The following is a 13959-nucleotide window of genomic DNA, read 5'->3' as shown; positions in this document are numbered from 1 at the left end:
GCGCGGCCGGTGCCGCCGGGCGGACGGCCCGCATCCCGCGCCGATGACCGGCAGCCGGTGCTACCTTCGAACACATGGCGTTGTCCGGTGACGAACGAGAGCAGTTCCTGGCCGAACCCCACATCGGTGCGCTGGCGGTGACCGGGCAGCCCGGGCGAGGGCCGCTGACCGTCCCGATCTGGTACCACTACGCGCCCGGTGGCGAGCTGTGGATCCACACGGGTCCGCACTCGCGGAAGGCGCAGGCCATCAAGGCGGCGGGCAGATTCAGCCTGATGGCGCAGCGGACGGACCCGACCGTGCGCTACGTGTCCGTGGAGGGACCGGTCACCCGGATCGTCCCCGGCAGCCGGGAGCTGTCCTGGGAGATGGCCGCGCGCTACCTGCCGCCGGAGCGGGTGGCGGCCTTCGTGGAGTACGAACAGACGCATCTGGGCGAGCACGTGGCCATTTACATGCGCCCGGAGCACTGGCTCTCGGCGGACATGGGAGCGTTCTAGTCCCGGCTGTTACAGTGCGGGAGACGTTCTCGATCAGCGAGGAGCCGCAGACATGGTGAGTGACGACGACATCTCCGGGTGATACCCGAGTCGTTCGGCCGTCGGTCGCGCGCTGAAGCGCCGCCGTGGCCTCTTCGTCGTCTCCTTTTCCCTTGTCTGCCTGTGGCACGCGTGTCTGCCTGTGGCAACCCGTGCGCGTGCCCGTGCTTCTTTCGAGGTCGTTCCATGTCCGACGTTTCCGTCGTCTGCTCCCACCTGTCCTTCTCCTGGCCCGACGCGACCCCCGTCTTCCAGGACCTGTCCTTCGCGATGGGTTCCGGCCGCACCGGGCTGGTCGCCCCCAACGGCGCGGGCAAGAGCACGCTGCTGAAGCTCATCGCCGGCGAGCTCGAGCCCGACGCCGGCTCGGTGTCCGTGCCCGGCACGACGGGCTACCTCCCTCAGACCCTCCCCCTGCAGCGCGACATGACCGTCGCGCAGGTGCTCGGCGTGGCCGAGGTGATCCGCGCCCTGGACGCCGTCGAGTCGGGCGACGTCGGCGAGGAGCACTTCGCGACGATCGGCGACGACTGGGACATCGAGGAACGCACCCGCGCCCAACTGCAGCGCCTGGGCCTGGCGGACTTGTCCTTCGACCGGAGCCTGGCCACGCTCAGCGGCGGCCAGGTCGTCTCGCTCGGGCTCGCGGCCCAGCTGCTGAGGCGACCGCACGTGCTGCTGCTCGACGAGCCCACGAACAACCTCGACCTGAAGTCCCGCCACCGGCTCTACGACGTGCTGACGGACTTCTCCGGCACCCTGCTCGTCGTCAGCCACGACCGCGCCCTGCTCGACCGCATGGAACGCATCGCCGAGCTGGACGGCGGCGAACTGCGCTTCCACGGCGGCAACTTCACCGCGTACGAGGAGGCGGTGCGGGCCGAGCAGGAAGCCGCCGAGAAGAACGTCCGCAACGCCGAGCAGGAACTCAGGCGCGAGAAGCGGGAGATGCAGCAGGCCCGCGAACGCGCCGAGCGCCGTGCGAGCAACGCCGCCCGCAACCTCAAGAACGCCGGCCTGCCCCGCATCTTCGCCGGCACCATGAAGCGCGGGGCCCAGGAGTCCGCCGGCCGGGCGGGTCAGATGCACGCGACGCGGATCACCGAGGCCCGGGCGCGCCTGGACGAGGCCGAGCGCTCGCTGCGCGAGGAACAGCGGCTCATCCTCGACCTGCCCGACACCGAGGTGCCCGCCGGGCGCACCCTCTTCCTCGGCGAGGGGATGCAGGTCCGCCGCGACGGCCGGGCCGTCTTCACGGAGGACGGCCTGGAGCTGAACATCCGCGGCCCCGAGCGGATCGCGCTCACCGGCCCCAACGGCGCCGGCAAGACCACGCTGCTGCGCCTGATCGGCGGCGACCTGGATGCCGACAGCGGACGCATCAAGCGGGCCCGGGGCCGGATCGCCTACCTCTCGCAGCGCCTCGACCTGCTGGATCCGCAGGCCACCGTCGCCGACAACTTCGCCGCGTCCGCACCGGGCCGGCCGGAGGCCGAACGGATGAACCTCCTGGCCCGCTTCCTCTTCCGCGGCGCCCGGGCGCACCTGCCAGTCGGCGTGCTCTCCGGCGGTGAACGCCTGCGCGCCACGCTGGCCTGCGTCCTGTGCGCCGAACCGGCCCCCCATCTGCTGCTCCTGGACGAGCCGACGAACAACCTCGACCTGGTCGGCGTGGCCCGGCTGGCCGGCGCCCTGAACTCCTACCGTGGGGCCTTCGTCGTGGTCAGCCACGACGAGCGGTTCCTGCGGGAGATCGGGGTGAACCGGTGGCTCGATCTATCGGCAGGTGCGCTGACGGAGACCGGGGATCCCGCGGCGACCGGGAGCTGATCCCGAGGCCGGTCGGGGGCGGGGCCCTGGTGCGGTGATCACAGCAGGGTGCCCAGGGGGCCGAGGTCGAGGTTGAGGTCCTCCGGGGTGAGGTCGTAGCGGGCGGCGAGCTCCTCCATGCGCTCGGCCAGCAGCATCAGGGTCGTGCCGATGCGTTCCTCCTGCTCCTCGGTGAGGTCGCCGGCCTCGACCCGGCGCAGTGCCTGGCGTTCCATCAGCTGGCGCAGCAGTTCGACGATGGTGAGGACCAGCCGGACCAGGTCGCGCTCGACGGTGTCCCGGTCCAGCTCCACGCGGCGGGTCACGGTGCGTTCGCCTCCTCCCAGGGTGCGGGGACGCGCTCGCCGACGGAGCTGATCAGCGCGTGCAGGTCGATGCGGACGAGGTCGACGTCGGCGATCCGCAGGGTGAGGTCGCCGGCCAGCACCACGCCGCCGGCGAGCAGCCGGTCGAGCAGGTCCACCAGCGCGATCCGCCGTCCGGCGAGCTCGCCGCCGGGCGTCACGACGGCTCCCGCGTCCTCGCCGGTTCCTCCTCGTCGCCGGCGGCGGGCCCGGCGAAGGAGTAGGGCGCCCAGGGCCCGGTCAGCTCCACCTCCGCGCCGTCCGCCGGGGCGGAGCCGGTCAGGCGGGCGACGGCCGCGGTGAAGCGGTCGCCGGCGGTGCGGGGCACGAGGTAGGCGGCGTTGAGCAGGTTGCGGCCGGTGAGGCCGGCGTGCTGCGGCGGGTACAGGCGGGTCTCCTCGGCGAGGGCGGTGAGTGCGGCGTGGATGTCGTGCGCGGTCTCCTCGGCGCGCCGGGCGTCCTCCTCGTGCGCCCGGCGCGCCGAGATGCGGCGGCGCAGGTAGTCCCGGCCGCTGCTGGGGGCGCGCGGGGCGGCCGTCGTGGCCCCGGGCGCCCTGGCGTGGACCTTGACGCCCCACTCGACGCGGCCGTCGAGGCGCTCCAGGGTGGCGGCCAGGTGTGCGCCCCGCTCCTGGAGCATCGCGCGCACCGAGGCCTCGTCGCGGTAGACCGTCGCCAGGCGCAGCGGCAGGACGCAGGTGCCGGTGGCGCCGGCCGCGTCGACGACCCGCTGGTGGGCGCGGGCGGTGCTCTCCAGCCAGGACAGTTCCTCCAGGCGGGCGCGCAGGGCCCGCTCGCCGAAGTCCGCGGCGTCCACCGCCCCGACGAGGGCGGTGAGCCCCTGGTGACGTACGGCGCGTACGGGCTCGCCGGCAACGCCGGTGACCGTGCGCAGGGCGACGGCGCCGAGGGCGGGGGTGTCGCGGGCGACGGCGTAGGCGTACAGCAGCCGCCCGGTGTCGGGGTGGTTCACCGGTGTTCCTCCCTGTGCTGCTCGAGTTCGGCGACGCGGGCCCGCAGCCGCTCGTTCTCGGCGCCCAGTTCCCGGCGGCGGGCGCCGGAGGAGAGGGCCGGGTCGCTCTCCCACCAGTCGATGCCCATCTCCTTGGCCTTGTCGACGGAGGCGACGACGAGGCGGAGCTTGATGGTCAGCAGTTCGATGTCGAGGAGGTTCACGCGGATGTCGCCGGCGATGACCACGCCCTTGTCGAGCACCCGCTCCAGGATGTCGGCCAGGTTGGCGCCGGAGGCGGTGGTGGCCGGCGGCCCGGGCCGGTCGGGGGTCATGGCGTCCAGCTCCTCCCCGGGGTGTGCAGCCGGACTTCCTCCAGCCGTTCGAGCAGCGCGTCCTCGCGCCGGTCGAACTCCTCCTCGTCGATCTCCCCGCGCATCAGTTCTTCCTCCAGCGCTTTCAGTTCGGCCCGGACGACGGCCGGGTCGTAGTAGAGGCGCTCGGCCTCGTCGACGACCCGGCGCAGGACCCAGCCGACGAAGCCGATCATTCGACGAAGCTGTAGACCGGCAGCGGTCCGTGGATCGTCAGGTCGATGTGGGGGTGGGCGCGGCGCAGCCGCTCCGCCTCCTCCAGCAGCGCTCCGGCGCCGGATTCGGGCACCAGGTAGGAGACGTTGAGGAACCATCCGCCGCTGTCGGGGCCGGGGCGCTCGTCCTCCGCCCGTGGGGCGAGGGCCTCGCGCAGCAGCCGGGCGTCGCGCATCTCGCGCTCGCGCACGGCTGCGGCCACCTTCTCGCCGAACTGCAGACGCTGCTCGTAGGAGCCGCCGCCGTCGGCGCGGTTGGCCTCGGCCAGGGTGCGCAGGCCGGCGTCCTCGGCGAGGACGAGGTGGAGGACGGCGTCCTCGTGGTGGACCGCCTTGACGTTGTACTCGACGCGCCCTGCGAGGCGGTCGAGTCGGTCGCGGTAGCGGTCGGTGTGCTCGGCGAGGACCTCGCGCACCTTCTCGTCGTCGTCGGAGACGCTGCCGAAGCGCATGGGCAGCACGGTGGTGTGCAGGCCGACCTCGGCCAGGACGCGCTGGTGGGCGAGCAGGTCGCGCCGCTTGGGCCGCAGCTCGGTGGGGCAGTCGCTGACGACCGCGGCCAGGCCGGCGGCCGTCACCAGGCGCACCGGCAGCGCGGGGTCGCCGATGCCGGTGAGGCCGGCCGGCAGGCCCGCGTCGGCGGCGCGTGCGATGCCGTAGACGTAGGTGCTCACTCGCTCTCCTCCTTCTTGCGGGAGGCGCCGCGGCGGGATCCCTGGGAGTCGCCGCGCACCTGCTGCACCGCGTCCGCGATGCTCTGCGCGGCCCCGGAGATGGCGCCCTTGGTCTTGCCCCGGGCACCGCCTTCGGTGACGCCCTCGGTGACGTTGCCGACGAGGTCGGGCAGGCCCGCGCTGCGGTGCGGGCCGGCTTCCAGGTCGAGGCGGTTGCAGGCCTCGGCGAAGCGCAGGTAGGTGTCGACGCTCGCGACGACGACACGCACGTCGATCTTCAGGATCTCGATGCCGACCAGGGAGACGCGCACGAAGGCGTCGATCACCAGGCCGCGGTCGAGCACCAGCTCCAGGACGTCGTACAGACCGCTGGTACCGCCTGCACCCCCGCCGCCCTGTGGTGCGGGGACAACGCTCATCGAAAGACTTCCTCTCGTCCTTCTGCGGGATTTCCCGGCCGGGAATTCCCTCCGGTACCTCCTGGACCCGCTTTCCTCGCTCCCACCCTTCCCGTGGAACTAACGGGAATCGGTCCTTCCCCGTTCGTAGCGGCGCAGCCGGCGGTAGCCGGTGAGCATGCCGTCGGAATCGAGGGTGACTTCGTAGAGCGCCATCACGCTCATCGTGTCGGGAATGCGGGAGAGCTCGACCACTTCGGCCTCCAGCACCCAGCCGCCGTCCTGTGTCCGCTCGAACCGGGCCAGGCCCTCGGGGCGCAGTCCGGTGAGTTCGGCGAACTGTTCGCGGGCGGCGCGGAGCAGTTGTACGGCCGACGGGGCGGAGCGTTCGATTCCGCGTTCGTCGGGTGTACCGGATGTCTTCTCGGAGTCGGTCATGGGCCCCTCTCGGTTTCGGTCGACGGGCCTGCTGCTGCGGATACCGTGGTGTGGGCCGCTCAAACACGGGAAGGAGAAAAACCACCGTGCGCCCGTTCGTCGAGCGGGCCGTGGAGTAACCGGGGTAATTCCGGGAACACGAACCGTCGGAGGTTGATAACTATGGTTCCTCTGCTCCTTGTTCTGCTCCTCGCCCTGATCCTCTTCGGCGCCGGATTCGCCATCAAGGTCCTGTGGTGGTTCGCCGTCGCGGTCCTGGTGATCTGGCTCCTCGGCTTCGTCATGCGCTCCGCGGGGACGGGAGGTGGCCGGGGTCGCTGGTACCGATGGTGAGCGTGTGAATCGCTTTCCCGCGTGGACGTCGCACACCCACCGCGCAGGGGCCGCCGGGAATCCACCCGGCGGCCCCTGGTCGTTCACCGTCCGCCGGCGCACGTCCGAAAGAAGTGCGGAACAAGTGCGTCGGGGACGGAGTGACCCGCCGTGCTCCGGGCAGGAGCAGCTCTGTGGGACTGCAGACGCAAAGGAGGCTGTGACATGACCGGCACCAGCGCGACGCGGTCGGTGACGACCCGGCGGAGCGGTATCGCCGCGCCGAAGTCCGCGGCGGACCCGCTGCCGCGGGTGGACGACGCGGGCAGCGTGGATCCGCGCGACGCCCGGGCCCTGACGAAGGTCTTCCTCGACCGCCTGGCCGTGCTGGAGGAGGGCACGCACGACTACCAGTACGTGCGCAACACCCTGATAGAGATGAACCTCTCGCTCGTGCGCTTCGTCGCCGGGCGGTTCCGCGGCCGCGCCGAGCAGATGGAGGACATCGTCCAGGTCGGCACGATCGGTCTGATCAAGGCGATCGACCGCTTCGACCTGACGCGCGAGGTCGAGTTCACCACGTTCGCCATTCCTTACGTCACTGGTGAGATCAAGCGTTTCTTCCGTGACACCGGTTGGGCCGTGCATGTGCCGCGGCGGCTGCAGGAGTTGCGGGTGGAGCTGGCCAAGGCCACCGACGAGCTCTCCAGCCGGCTCGGCCGCTCCCCCAGCGTCCGCGAGCTGGCCGAGGTGATGAACCTGTCGGACGAGGAGGTCATCGAGGCCAGGATCGCCAGCAACGGCTACCGGGCCAACTCCCTCGACATGCCCGCCGACGAGGCACCGCAGCGCGGCCACGGCAGTGCCCGGCCGTGGTCGGAGCGGATCGGCACCACCGACGAGAACCTGGAGAAGGTCGAGAACCTGCACGTCCTCGAGCGCCTGCTGCCGTGCCTGGACGAGCGCGAGCGGCGGATCCTGGGGATGCGCTTCGGCCAGGAGATGACGCAGTCCCAGATCGGGGCGCAGCTGGGCATCTCCCAGATGCACGTCTCGCGGCTGCTGAGCCGCACGCTCGCGCGGCTGCGCGAGCACATGCTCACCGACGGCTGAGCACGGGTGCCGCCGTCTCCCGGCGGTGGTCGCACGCGAGCTGCGCACCTGCGCGGGTGCGGGCGGGTCGGGACGCGTAGGAGCGACGGTACTGCGTCGCCCGCGGTCCGGCGGCCGCACTACGGCGAGATGCGTAGCGTGCCGGGTGGCCGTGCGGCGCGTGTGCCACGGGCGCGGTGTCGCCCGTCCTTGCGGATCTGCGTGCCGGTACCGGCCGGTTCTTCGTGTTTGTTCCGGCTCGCGGGGGCAAGCCGCCTCCTGGTACGCGTCCGTGCCGCAAGCCGACGCCGGAAGGAGCCCCTCGTGGTCGTCGTCGCCCTTCTCCTGCCGCCCCTGCTGCTCGGGTTGGTGCTCGCCCTGGGCCAGTACGAGGAACGTCTTCTGAAGAATGGTTCCGCCACCCGGGTGCGGGAGCCCGCCGCACCGGACGGGCAGCAGGCGCCCGTGAGGAGGCTGCGGGCCCTGCCGGGGCCGCCCGCCGAGGACGGGCCCCGGCACCGTTCCCGTGGCCGGCACGCCGCCTGAGGGCGCCTCACCGCGGCGGCCCGGGCGGGCCCGTCCCGCCCGGGCCGCTGTGAGACACGGCGGCGGCCGTGGCAAGGATGCCGGGACGGGGGCGCATCCGCCCCCGACGACCACCGGGAGAAGGGGACCTCATGGACGCGCAGCACAGCGGTGCCACCGGGGGCGTGGCCGTGGTGACCGGCGCCGACTCCGGCATCGGCCGGGCCACGGCCGTCCGGCTGGCCCGCGCCGGCCTCGACGTCGGCATCACCTACCACCGCGACCTCGACGGCGCCCGGGGCACCGCCGCCGAGGTACGCGCCCTGGGCCGGCGGGCGGCGATCGCGCCCATGGACCTCACCGAGCTGCCCGCGGCCGCCGACGCCGTCGACGGGCTGGCCGAGGAACTCGGGCGCCTCGACGTCCTGGTCAACAACGCCGGGACGGGCGTACGGGCCCCCTTCGTCGAGGTGCCGCTGGAGGCGGTCCGCGAGGTGCTCGACGTGAACCTCGTCGGCCCGCTGCTGTGCGCGCAGCGGGCGGCGCGCCGCATGATCCGGCAGGGCGGCGGCGGCCGGATCGTCAACGTCACCAGCGTCCACGAGCACCAGCCGCGGGTGGGAGCGGCTCCCTACTGCGCCGCCAAAGGCGGGCTCGGCCTGCTCACGCAGGTGATGGCCCTGGAACTGGCCGAGCACGGCATCACCGTCAACGCGGTCGCCCCCGGCGAGATCGCCACGCCCATGACCGGGCAGGAGGACGTCGACGTCCACGGCGTGAGCAGGCCGGGCGTGCCCCTGGGACGGCCGGGGGACGCGCGGGAGGTGGCCGCCGTCATCGCCTTCCTGGCCGGGCCGGAGGCCGGCTACGTCACCGGGGCCTCGTGGAGCGTGGACGGCGGCATGCTGCGCATGGGCCCGCAGGCCGGCTCCCACCTGCGGGACGACTCCTGGCGCGTGCCGTGAGCCCGCCGCGGCGGGCCCGGGCGCGCGCAAGCCCGCCGCCGGGCCGCCGGCCTCGGGGGACCGGCGTTCCGGCGGCGGACAGGAGTGCTCCGCGGTGCGTCGGGTCAGCTCATCCCTTCTTCGTCGCCTCCTTGGTGACCTCCGCCGGGGATCCGTAGCTCTTCTTGGGCATGGCGCTCAGGGCGTCGACCGTCTTCTTGTCGGCACCGTGGCTCTTGGCGTGCTCCACGAGGGTCTCCTTGGACGCGGGGTAGTCCACGCCGCCGAGGGACTTCTGGAGCTGGATGGGGTTCACTGTCATGGCCCCCGGGGTAACCGGCCCGGTGCGCGACATGAGCGGGTCGCCGGCGATTCACCCCGACGGCCCAGCGCCCGCCGGCCGGGCCGCCGCGAGCGGCTCGGTGAGCACGACGGGCCCGCCGGGAGGACACTGGACAGTGGAAAGGTCCCCCTTGCGGAGGTGATCATTGTGGTGCCACTGTTGCTGGTTCTGGTCCTCGTCGTGATCCTCTTCGGCGCTGGATTCGCCATCAAGGTCCTGTGGTGGATCGCCCTGGCCGTCCTCATCCTGTGGCTGCTGGGCTTCCTGATGCGCTCCGGCGGAGGCCGCTGGTACCGCTGGTAGAACCCGAGGCGGCCCTCGGGCCGCTGCGGAGGTGATGCGATGGCGCTGGGGCACCATGATCACTTGCAGGGCAGAGCCGCCCTGGTGACGGGCTCCTCGCGGGGCCTGGGCCTGCTGGTCGCCCGCGAGCTGGCCCGGCGCGGCTGCGCGGTGATGCTCTGCGCCCGTGACGAGGCCGGGCTGCGCCGCGCCGAGCGCATGCTGCGCGAGGACGGTGCCGAGGTCGCCTCGGTCGCGGCCGACGTGAGCGAACCCTCCGCTGCCGAGCGCCTGGTGGCCCGTACCACCGAGGCGTTCGGCAGTGTGGACGTCCTGGTGAACAACGCCGGAGTGATCCAGGTCGGGCCGCTGCGGGCCATGCGGGAGGAGGACTTCCGCGCCGCGATGGAGACCATGTTCTTCGGGCCGCTGCGGCTGACGCTGGCCGCCCTGGAGGGCATGCGGGAGCGCGGCGAGGGCCGCATCGTGAACGTGTCGTCCATCGGCGGCCGCATCGCCGCCCCGCACCTGCTGCCCTACGGCGCGGCGAAGTTCGCCACCGCGGGCCTGTCCGAGGGCCTGCGGGCCGAGCTCGCCGGCGAGGGCATCAGCGTCACCACGGTGGTGCCGGGGCTCATGCGCACCGGCTCGCACACCGCGGCCCGCTTCAGCGGGCAGGCGGCGCGGGAGTACGGCTGGTTCGCCGCGGCCGCGGGGCTGCCGGGGCTGTCCATGGACGCCGAACGGGCCGCCCGCGCCATCGTCCGCGCCGCCGAGCGGCGCCGGCCGGAACTCGTCCTGACCGCCTGGGCGAAGGCCGCGGTGCGGATGCACGGCCTGGCACCGGCCACCACGACCCGGGCCCTGTCGCTCGCCTGCCGGCTGCTGCCGGACGCCGGTGCCCGGCCGGAGCGCCTCGTTCCGGGGTACGAGGCGGCGGGCGTCTCCTCGTCCCTCCTGCACCGGCTCACCGTGCTCAACGACCGGGCGGCCGCCCGCTTCAACCAGCGGGCCCGCCGGCGGGCCGCCTGAGCCGCCCAGAGGGGCGGCCGGTACGCACACAGGAAAGGGGTGGACCGACCATGCCCGGACGTGAAGAACTGCCCGACACCATCCGGCGCTCGGACGCGAAGGCCCGCCGCACCTGGATCAAGGCCCACGACTCGGCCGTCGAGCAGTACGGCGAGGGCGAACGCGCCCACCGCGTGGCCTTCGGGGCCCTCAAACACACCCACGAGAAGGTCGGCGACCACTGGCAGCCCAAGGAACACGGCCGCAAGGGCCCCTCCGACGAGCGCTCGCGCCGCCCCCGCGGCACCTCCGGCGCCTCGGCCGAGGGAGTCGACACCGAGGCGAGCAAGGAACACCTGCGCCACGTGGCCCGCGAACTGGGCATCGAGGGCCGCTCGACCATGGCGAAGGCCGAGCTCGTCGACGCGATCCGCAAGGCCAACGCCCGCGAGACCGCGGCCGCACGGCGCCGCGGCGCCCCGTAAGGGGCGCGGGGAACTGCGCGACCGGCCACCGACGGCCTGCAGCCGAGGGCACTCCGTCTGCGGGCACGTCGTGGCTTGTCGCGCAGTTCCCCGCGCCCCTTACGGGGCGCCCTCGTGCCGCGTGCACCGCGACCGCTAGGTCACAGGCTCGTCTCGGGCCAGACGCTGCTGCCGCCGCCGCGCCACTCGACGAGCGCGGAGTTGTCGAGGTCGACGGTGTCCAGCCCGTAGCGGCGCATGAAGTCCTGCAGGTCCCGCAGGGAGTGGGCCTTGCCCACCGAATCGCCGTGGATCTTCACCATGCGGGTGCCCTCCACGAGCGGGTGGACGACGACCGGGGGCTCTTGCTTGTCCATGGCGGCACACTAGTGCGGCACGCCCCGCGGATCACGCAGCCCGCTCGTGGCGGGGCACGGAGTGCGCCGGTGTGGCGCAGCGCCGGCCTCAGCTCGGCTTGCGCGGGCGGTGCTCGTCGAGGGGCTCGGCCTCCTCCGGGGTCAGCGCCTCGGGCTCGCGCCACTCCTCGGTCCGTGTGGGACGGCCGTCGCGGGTCTGCGCCGTACGCATCTCCCGCTTCAGCTCGTCGTCCTTCTTCGGCCCGTGCTTGTCGCTCTGGCGCTCCATGGCAGTGCCGCTCCTTTTCGGGTCCGGGTATCCGGCGGGTCCAGTGGGTCCGGCGGGTTCGGATCAGGGGTTCAGGGCTTGTCGGACTGCTGCTCGGGCGGCACCGCGCCACCGCGGCCGCCTCCCTTGGCGCCCTTGTCGCTCCCGTGCGCCCGCCGGGAACCGCCGGGGCCCACCGAGCGGTCCTGGCCCGCCTTGGCCTCCGCCGAGTTCTGGACGGTGGCGCCCTTCTTGCTCCGGTGCACAGCGCTCTGCTGGGGGTTCTTGCCCATCGCGTCCTCCACGCGTGCGTACGTGTCGTTGCGCTTGCTGTTGGTGCGCCTTGCCGGTCGCCGCCGGCGAAAACCCGCCCCCTGTCACCAGCGTAGGCGCGGCCCGTGCCGGTGGCGCGGCGGGCGGCGCGTCACCCGTGGGCGCCGGGCCCGCCGGCCTTCTCCAGCAGGCGGACGTCCGCCTCGACGGTCGCCGGCAGCCGCCGGCGGTGCGCCACGACCACCGGCAGCCGGGCCAGCGCCTCGTACAGGGCGCGCCGGACGGCAGGGTCGTGACGGGCCTCGGCGGCGGTCTGCAGGGTGTGCCCGAGAACGCGCGGCAGCGGGCGGCGCAACCAGCAGGTCAGCAGCTCGTTGCGCCGCCAGCGCACGTCGCGGCCGGCGCGGTGCAACGGCTCGGGGTGGTGGTGGGCGACGACGTCGGGGCGGTGCACCACGCCCCAGCCGCGGGCCGCCAGGTCGTAGGCCAGCAGGCTCTCCTCGCCCCCGAAGAACAGGACCGGGTGGAAGCCTCCCGCCTGCAGGTACGCCTCGCGGCGGACGACGGCGGCACAGCACAGGAAGCCCAGCACGCTGGGGCCGGGCAGGTCGGGGGCACGGCCCAGTGGTGACGCCGCCAGGGCCGCGTTCATGGGGTCGGGCCGCTCGTCGTGGCCGATCAGGGCGGCTCCGGCGAGCAGGCCCAGCCGCGGATGGTCGCGCATCAGAGCGACGGCCCGGGCCAGGGAGCCGGGCGCCCACCACGAGTCGTCGTCGCAGAACGCGATGTACGGCGCCCGTGCGTGGCGCACGCCGTGCGTGCGCGCGAGCGCGCCGCGGTTGCGGGGCAGGCGCAGCACCCGGACGTACGGGAAGCGCTCCCGGACCATGGCGGCGGTGCCGTCGGTGGAGGCGTTGTCGACGACGAGGATCTCGGGCCGCTCCGGGAGGCCGGTCAGCCGCTGCAGGGTGCGGGCCAGGGAGGCCCTGCGGTCTCGGGTGGCGACGACGACGCCGACGCCGGGTGTCACGCGCTCACCGCGGCGAGCCCGGCCAGGGCGTCCAGGACCTCGTCGGGGGTGATGCGCAGCAGCCGCGCGTCGGGGCGCGACGCGTGCGGGTCGCCCGGGGGGCCGGGGTGCCACAGGGCGCGGTGCCGCGGCAGCGGCGGGGGCCCCCACAGGGCGGGTGCCACCGGGCCGAAGAGGGTGACGCTGGGGGTGGCGTGGGCGACGGCGAGGTGGGCGATGCCGGTGTCGCCGCTGACGACGGCCCGGGCGCCGGCGACCAGGGCGGACAGGACGGGGAAGGGCAGCCCGCCGCCCAGTGGCTCGGCACCGGGCGCGGCCACCCGGGCGACCAGGTCCTCCTCGCCGGGCCCCCCGGTGACCACCACGCGCTCCCCCCGATCCAGCAGGCGGCGGGCCACTTCCGCGTACCGCTCGGCGGGCCAGCAGCGGGCGGCGGAACCGGCACCGGGGTGCAGGACGACAGCGCCGGGCGCGGGCGAGGCCCCGGGGGGCGGGTCGAGGGCCAGGTCGTCCGGGTCGGCGGGAATGCCGTAGAAGCGCAGCAGCCGGCACCAGCGTGCGCGCTCGTGCTCGTCCGGCGACCAGCGGGGGCCGTCGATGCCGGGCGCCCCGGCGCGGGCGAAGCCCAGCAGACGGCCCGGGGCGAGGGAGGCCAGCACGCGGTGGCTGGGCGGCCCGTTGCCGTGCAGGTCGACCGCGACGGCGGGGGGCGGCGCGTCCCACGGGATGCTGCGCGGTACGGCCCGCCCGGGCGCCGCGGCCGGCAGCAGGGTGTCCACGGCACCGCACGCGGCGGCCGCCGCGGCGAGGCCGGGCGGGGCGGCGAGCACGATCTCGTGGCCGGGATGCGCCCGGCGCAGGGCCCGCAGCGCGGGCACGCCGGCGAGCAGGTCGCCCAGACCGAGCGCCCGCAGCACCAGCAGCCGGGGCCGCTGCGGGCCGGCGCGCAGCGCCACCGCGGTGGGATGACAGGACGTCACGAGGGCCCCCGCCGCGCCGGATTGCCGCCCTCGTCCGGCCGCCCCCGCCGCCCCCGCGGCCCAGGCCGCCCCGGCCCCGGCCGCCGCCCCGCGGGCGCGGCCTCCTCCGACCGACCCCCGGGCCGGTCCTTGACGGCCAGGGGGGCGGCCGGCCGCGCCTGTCCCGCGGCGGCAGCCGCAGATGCGACGCCGCCCCGCGCCCCTACGGGGCGCCGTGGGCTGGTGCAGTGCCCCGTAAGGGGCGCGGGGAACTGCGCGACAAGCCACGACGCGCCCGCAGACGGGATGCCGTGTCGCGCCCACGCGGCGGCAGCC

The 13959-nt window shown here is 74.1% G+C and carries 23 protein-coding genes; 9 read left to right on the top strand and 14 right to left on the bottom strand.

Annotation, left to right across the window (positions count from 1 at the left end):
- The first annotated feature begins 74 nt into the window (after positions 1 to 74).
- Both ABD361_RS23335 and abc-f read left to right on the top strand, forming a co-directional pair.
- The gene (locus ABD361_RS23335; RefSeq protein WP_344437542.1) at positions 75 to 500 is read left to right on the top strand and encodes a pyridoxamine 5'-phosphate oxidase family protein; all 426 of its coding nucleotides are present in this window, start codon (positions 75 to 77) and stop codon (positions 498 to 500) included.
- Positions 501 to 725: 225 nt separating this feature from the next.
- Positions 726 to 2369 (top strand): ribosomal protection-like ABC-F family protein, encoded by a 1644-nt coding sequence (abc-f, locus tag ABD361_RS23330; RefSeq protein ID WP_344437540.1) that lies wholly within the window; start codon positions 726 to 728, stop codon positions 2367 to 2369.
- 38 nt (positions 2370 to 2407) lie between these two features.
- Here abc-f and ABD361_RS23325 read toward each other — a convergent pair whose 3' ends face one another.
- From ABD361_RS23325 to gvpO, 8 genes are all read right to left on the bottom strand, one after another.
- Positions 2408 to 2674: a gas vesicle protein K gene (locus ABD361_RS23325; RefSeq protein ID WP_425583300.1), complete on the bottom strand. Its 267-nt coding sequence runs from the start codon at positions 2672 to 2674 to the stop codon at positions 2408 to 2410.
- Positions 2671 to 2874: a gas vesicle protein gene (locus ABD361_RS23320; protein WP_344437538.1), complete on the bottom strand. Its 204-nt coding sequence runs from the start codon at positions 2872 to 2874 to the stop codon at positions 2671 to 2673. The genes ABD361_RS23325 and ABD361_RS23320 overlap by 4 nt, the downstream gene beginning before the upstream one ends.
- Positions 2871 to 3686, bottom strand: a complete 816-nt coding sequence (locus ABD361_RS23315) for a GvpL/GvpF family gas vesicle protein (RefSeq protein ID WP_344437536.1) — start codon at positions 3684 to 3686, stop codon at positions 2871 to 2873. The genes ABD361_RS23320 and ABD361_RS23315 overlap by 4 nt, the downstream gene beginning before the upstream one ends.
- Positions 3683 to 4000 (bottom strand): gas vesicle protein, encoded by a 318-nt coding sequence (locus ABD361_RS23310; RefSeq protein ID WP_344437534.1) that lies wholly within the window; start codon positions 3998 to 4000, stop codon positions 3683 to 3685. The genes ABD361_RS23315 and ABD361_RS23310 overlap by 4 nt, the downstream gene beginning before the upstream one ends.
- Positions 3997 to 4215: a gas vesicle protein GvpG gene (locus ABD361_RS23305; RefSeq protein WP_344437531.1), complete on the bottom strand. Its 219-nt coding sequence runs from the start codon at positions 4213 to 4215 to the stop codon at positions 3997 to 3999. The genes ABD361_RS23310 and ABD361_RS23305 overlap by 4 nt, the downstream gene beginning before the upstream one ends.
- Entirely contained in the window at positions 4212 to 4928 is a 717-nt protein-coding gene (locus ABD361_RS23300; RefSeq protein WP_344437529.1) for a GvpL/GvpF family gas vesicle protein, read from the bottom strand. The genes ABD361_RS23305 and ABD361_RS23300 overlap by 4 nt, the downstream gene beginning before the upstream one ends.
- Positions 4925 to 5347: a gas vesicle protein GvpJ gene (gene gvpJ / locus ABD361_RS23295; RefSeq protein WP_344437526.1), complete on the bottom strand. Its 423-nt coding sequence runs from the start codon at positions 5345 to 5347 to the stop codon at positions 4925 to 4927. Before gvpJ ends, ABD361_RS23300 begins: the two co-directional genes overlap by 4 nt.
- 99 nt (positions 5348 to 5446) lie before the next feature.
- Complete coding sequence (gene gvpO, locus ABD361_RS23290; RefSeq protein WP_344437524.1) at positions 5447 to 5764, bottom strand: gas vesicle protein GvpO; 318 nt, start codon at positions 5762 to 5764, stop codon at positions 5447 to 5449.
- 162 nt (positions 5765 to 5926) lie between these two features.
- Between gvpO and ABD361_RS23285 the strand changes: the two genes are divergently transcribed.
- The 4 genes from ABD361_RS23285 (at position 5927) to ABD361_RS23270 (ending at position 8658) form a co-directional block, all read left to right on the top strand.
- Complete coding sequence (locus tag ABD361_RS23285; protein WP_344437522.1) at positions 5927 to 6097, top strand: hydrophobic protein; 171 nt, start codon at positions 5927 to 5929, stop codon at positions 6095 to 6097.
- 204 nt (positions 6098 to 6301) lie between these two features.
- On the top strand, positions 6302 to 7189 hold the full coding sequence (locus tag ABD361_RS23280; protein WP_344437520.1) for an RNA polymerase sigma factor SigF: 888 nt from the start codon (positions 6302 to 6304) through the stop codon (positions 7187 to 7189).
- Between the two features lie 303 nt (positions 7190 to 7492).
- On the top strand, positions 7493 to 7714 hold the full coding sequence (locus tag ABD361_RS23275) for a hypothetical protein (RefSeq protein ID WP_344437518.1): 222 nt from the start codon (positions 7493 to 7495) through the stop codon (positions 7712 to 7714).
- A gap of 131 nt (positions 7715 to 7845) precedes the next feature.
- Entirely contained in the window at positions 7846 to 8658 is an 813-nt protein-coding gene (locus ABD361_RS23270) for an SDR family oxidoreductase (RefSeq protein ID WP_344437516.1), read from the top strand.
- Between the two features lie 109 nt (positions 8659 to 8767).
- Here ABD361_RS23270 and ABD361_RS23265 read toward each other — a convergent pair whose 3' ends face one another.
- Positions 8768 to 8959 (bottom strand): DUF2795 domain-containing protein, encoded by a 192-nt coding sequence (locus tag ABD361_RS23265; RefSeq protein ID WP_344437514.1) that lies wholly within the window; start codon positions 8957 to 8959, stop codon positions 8768 to 8770.
- 168 nt (positions 8960 to 9127) lie between these two features.
- Here ABD361_RS23265 and ABD361_RS23260 point away from each other — a divergent pair, with 168 nt between their 5' ends.
- From ABD361_RS23260 to ABD361_RS23250, 3 genes are all read left to right on the top strand, one after another.
- Complete coding sequence (locus ABD361_RS23260; protein ID WP_344437512.1) at positions 9128 to 9283, top strand: hydrophobic protein; 156 nt, start codon at positions 9128 to 9130, stop codon at positions 9281 to 9283.
- Between the two features lie 63 nt (positions 9284 to 9346).
- Positions 9347 to 10294, top strand: a complete 948-nt coding sequence (locus tag ABD361_RS23255; RefSeq protein ID WP_344437509.1) for an SDR family NAD(P)-dependent oxidoreductase — start codon at positions 9347 to 9349, stop codon at positions 10292 to 10294.
- Between the two features lie 50 nt (positions 10295 to 10344).
- On the top strand, positions 10345 to 10758 hold the full coding sequence (locus ABD361_RS23250; protein WP_344437508.1) for a ChaB family protein: 414 nt from the start codon (positions 10345 to 10347) through the stop codon (positions 10756 to 10758).
- Between the two features lie 140 nt (positions 10759 to 10898).
- Here ABD361_RS23250 and ABD361_RS23245 read toward each other — a convergent pair whose 3' ends face one another.
- From ABD361_RS23245 to ABD361_RS23225, 5 genes are all read right to left on the bottom strand, one after another.
- Positions 10899 to 11114: a hypothetical protein gene (locus tag ABD361_RS23245; RefSeq protein WP_344437506.1), complete on the bottom strand. Its 216-nt coding sequence runs from the start codon at positions 11112 to 11114 to the stop codon at positions 10899 to 10901.
- Between the two features lie 88 nt (positions 11115 to 11202).
- Positions 11203 to 11382, bottom strand: a complete 180-nt coding sequence (locus ABD361_RS23240; protein ID WP_344437504.1) for a hypothetical protein — start codon at positions 11380 to 11382, stop codon at positions 11203 to 11205.
- A gap of 71 nt (positions 11383 to 11453) precedes the next feature.
- The gene (locus ABD361_RS23235; RefSeq protein WP_344437502.1) at positions 11454 to 11654 is read right to left on the bottom strand and encodes a hypothetical protein; all 201 of its coding nucleotides are present in this window, start codon (positions 11652 to 11654) and stop codon (positions 11454 to 11456) included.
- 131 nt (positions 11655 to 11785) lie between these two features.
- Positions 11786 to 12664, bottom strand: a complete 879-nt coding sequence (locus ABD361_RS23230; RefSeq protein WP_344437500.1) for a glycosyltransferase family 2 protein — start codon at positions 12662 to 12664, stop codon at positions 11786 to 11788.
- Positions 12661 to 13644, bottom strand: a complete 984-nt coding sequence (locus ABD361_RS23225) for a glycosyltransferase family 9 protein (protein ID WP_344437498.1) — start codon at positions 13642 to 13644, stop codon at positions 12661 to 12663. The genes ABD361_RS23230 and ABD361_RS23225 overlap by 4 nt, the downstream gene beginning before the upstream one ends.
- Positions 13645 to 13959 lie beyond the last annotated feature (315 nt).

This window comes from Streptomyces luteosporeus (assembly GCF_039532865.1).
Classification (GTDB): domain Bacteria; phylum Actinomycetota; class Actinomycetes; order Streptomycetales; family Streptomycetaceae; genus Streptomyces; species Streptomyces luteosporeus.
This window is presented reverse-complemented; position numbering and strand designations above follow the sequence as displayed.